This window comes from Paraburkholderia bengalensis (assembly GCF_037126505.1).
Lineage (GTDB): Bacteria > Pseudomonadota > Gammaproteobacteria > Burkholderiales > Burkholderiaceae > Paraburkholderia > Paraburkholderia bengalensis.
In genome coordinates, this window is record NZ_JACFYJ010000209.1 from 1 (window position 1) to 3,174 (window position 3,174).

Here is a 3,174-nt window from a genome sequence, read left to right on the forward strand (position 1 = left end):
GGCGCGCGTTTCGTCACGTACTACACCGTGCCGCAAAACCTCGTCACGCGGCTGAACATCGTGCCGACCGCGTTGCAGCGCACGCTGTTCCCGCGCCTGTCCGCCGTGGGACGCGATCACGCCGACGTCATCATGCGGCAGTCGCTCGAATTCCTGAACGGCGTGTTCACGCCCGTCGCGCTGGTCGCGATGATCGTGCTCGAGCCCTTCCTGCACGCATGGGTGGGCAGCGAGGTCGCCGATGCCGCGGGACCCGTGGGGCGCATTCTGATCGTCTCGGTGTGGCTTGTCGGACAGGCGAATCTCGCCCGCATCCTGATCCAGTCGCAGGTGCATCCGGCGACGGCCGCGCGCGTCGGCCTGTTCGAGCTGCCGTTCTTCGCGGCCGCGTTGTGGTTCGGCATCGCGCATTTCGGGCTGACGGGCGCCGCGGTCGTCGTCGCCGCGCGCGGCCTGTTCGACTATCTGGTGCTGCTGCGTCTGTCGGCGATTCACGCGCGTCCCATCGTGCTCGACATGTGCGCGCATCTCGCTTTCCTGGTGGGCACGCTGTGGCTCGCCACCTTGCTCTCCAGCCTGCCGATGGCCATTGCCGCGGGCGCGCTCGTCGTCAGCGCGAACGTCGCATGGTCGCTCACGATGACCCCTGCATTGCGCGATCTTGCGCGTTCGCTGCTTGTGCGTCTGAAGTTGCGACTCAATCCGAGGAATAGCGCATGAACCACGATATCGTTGATGAAGACCTGTTGCGTCCCGCTGCCGTGACGCGCGATGCCGGCCACGATCTGATCACGGCCGCGCCGAAAGCGAAGCCGCCCGGAAAGCGCAGCGGCGCGCGCACCGACGGCCCCGTGCGCGTGGCCATCATTCACGACTGGCTCGTCACGTACGCGGGCGCCGAGCGCGTGCTGGAGCAGATCGTCGCGTGTTTTCCGCAGGCCGACATTTTCAGCCTCGTCGATTTTCTCGACGACCGCTCGTTCCTGCGCGGCAAACCCGTGACCACATCGTTCATCCAGAGGCTGCCGTTCGCGCGCACGAAGTACCGCGCGTATCTGCCGCTGATGCCGCTCGCGATCGAACAGCTCGACGTGTCCGCGTACGACGTCGTGATTTCGAGCAGTCACGCCGTCGCCAAGGGCGTGCTGACCGGCCCCGACCAGGTGCATATCAGCTACGTGCATTCGCCCATCCGCTACGCGTGGGATCTGCAGCATCAGTATCTGCAGCAGTCGAAGCTCACGAGCGGGCCGAAGTCCGCCTTCGCGCGGCTGATCCTGCACTACATGCGCAACTGGGACATCCGCACGTCCAATTCCGTCGATGCGTTCGTCGCGAACTCGGCGTTCATCGCGCGACGCATCAGGAAGGTCTATCAGCGCGAAGCGGAAGTGATCTTTCCGCCCGTCGATGTCGACGCGTTCCCGCTGTGCGAAGAGAAGGACGACTTCTATCTGACGGCGTCGCGGATGGTGCCGTACAAGAAGATCGACCTGATCGTGGAGGCATTCGCGCAGATGCCGCAGCGCAAGCTTGTCGTGATCGGCGACGGCCCCGACATGCAGAAGGTGCGCGCCAAGGCGACGCCCAATGTGCAGATCATGGGCTACCAGCCGTTCAAGGTGCTGCGCGATCACATGCGCCGCGCGAAAGCGTTCGTGTTCGCCGCCGAAGAGGACTTCGGCATCTCGGTCGTCGAGGCGCAAGCCTGCGGCACGCCCGTGATCGCGTATGGCAAGGGCGGGGCGCTCGAAACCGTGCGCGATCAATACGAGGCGCAACCGACGGGGCTGTTCTTCAACGAGCAGTCGGTCGATTCGATCATCGCCGCCGTCGAGGATTTCGCCGACGATCCCACTCGCTTCAGGCCCGCCGATTGCCGTGCGAACGCCGAGCGCTTCTCGATCCGTCATTTCCGCGAGCGATTCTTCCGTCACGTGCGCGAGTCGCGCCCGCGTTGCGTCACGCCACGCTGCCTGCGGACCCTGCGCGCGCAAACGACGACGGCGCAGCGCCTGCGTCGAAAGCGCTGCGCGTGCTCGCGATCGACCAGAGCGGCGTGATGGGCGGCGCCGAGTTGTCGCTGCTGGAAATCGTGAAGGCGCTCAGATCGCGCGTGCGGGTCGTGCTGTTCGACGACGGGCCGTTTCGCGCGGCGCTGCGCCGCGAAGGTGTCGCCGTCGAAGTACTGGATCCCGGCGCCACGCGCGACATCCGCAAGCAGGGTGGCGTGCCGCCGCTCGTGAAAGCGGTGAAGGGTGTCGCGTCGCTGGTGCGGGCAACCGTTGCGCGCGCGAGAGAGAGCGACGTGATCTACGCGAACACGCAGCGCGCGATGGTGATCGGCGCGCTCGCGGGCCGCTTCGCGCGACGCCCCGTGGTCTGGCATCTGCGCGACATCGTGAGCCCCGAGCATTTCGGCAGCAGCCAGCTCGCGATCATCAAATGGTGCGCGAAATTCGGCCTCGCGCATGTGATCGCCAATTCGGCGGCGTCGGCGCGCGCGTTTGCGGAGCTGACGAATTTCGGTGACAGACGCATCGACGTCGTGTTCAACGGGATCCCGGCTGCGCCGTTCAGCGCGTTGCGCGATGTGCCGCAGAGCGCGCTGCGCGCGCGGCTGGCGCTGCCGCAGGAGGCGTTTCTCGTCGGCTCGTTCAGCCGACTCGCGCAGTGGAAGGGGCAGCACGTGCTGTTGCAGGCGATGGTGCTCAATCCGCAGATGCATGCCGTGCTGGTGGGCGCGCCGCTGTTCGGCGAGGACGCCTACGAGGCGAGCTTGCGCGAGTTCGTGGCAAGCCATGGGCTGCAAGAGCGCGTGCATTTCCTGGGCTTCCAGGACGACGTGGCCGCGTGCATGTGCGCCGTCGACGTCGTCGCGCACACGTCGATCACGCCCGAGCCGTTCGGCCGCGTGGTCGTCGAGGGGATGCTGGCGCGGCGGCCAGTGGTGGCCGCGCGCGCGGGCGGTGTGGTCGAGATCATCGACGACGGCATCAACGGGCTGATGTGCACGCCGGGCGATGCCCATGCGTTGGCCGACACGCTTGCCGAGTTGCGGGCGGATCAGTCGCTGCGCGACAGGCTTGTTGCGAGGGGCTATCAGACGGCCGTGCGGAAGTTTGGTACCCAGGCGTACGTGGAAGGGGTGGAGAGGATTTTGGCCAGTGTGGC

1 protein-coding gene and 1 pseudogene are annotated in these 3,174 nt (G+C 66.5%); both read left to right on the top strand.

The genetic code is table 11. The features are described from left to right. Window positions 1–720, top strand: a 720-nt coding sequence (locus tag H3V53_RS42565) for an MATE family efflux transporter (protein ID WP_473766677.1), incomplete at its 5' end; no start/stop codon positions are given. Then, window positions 717–3,174 (top strand): annotated as a pseudogene (locus tag H3V53_RS42570) (glycosyltransferase family 4 protein); the annotation flags it as partial. The gene H3V53_RS42565 and the pseudogene H3V53_RS42570, both read left to right, overlap by 4 nt.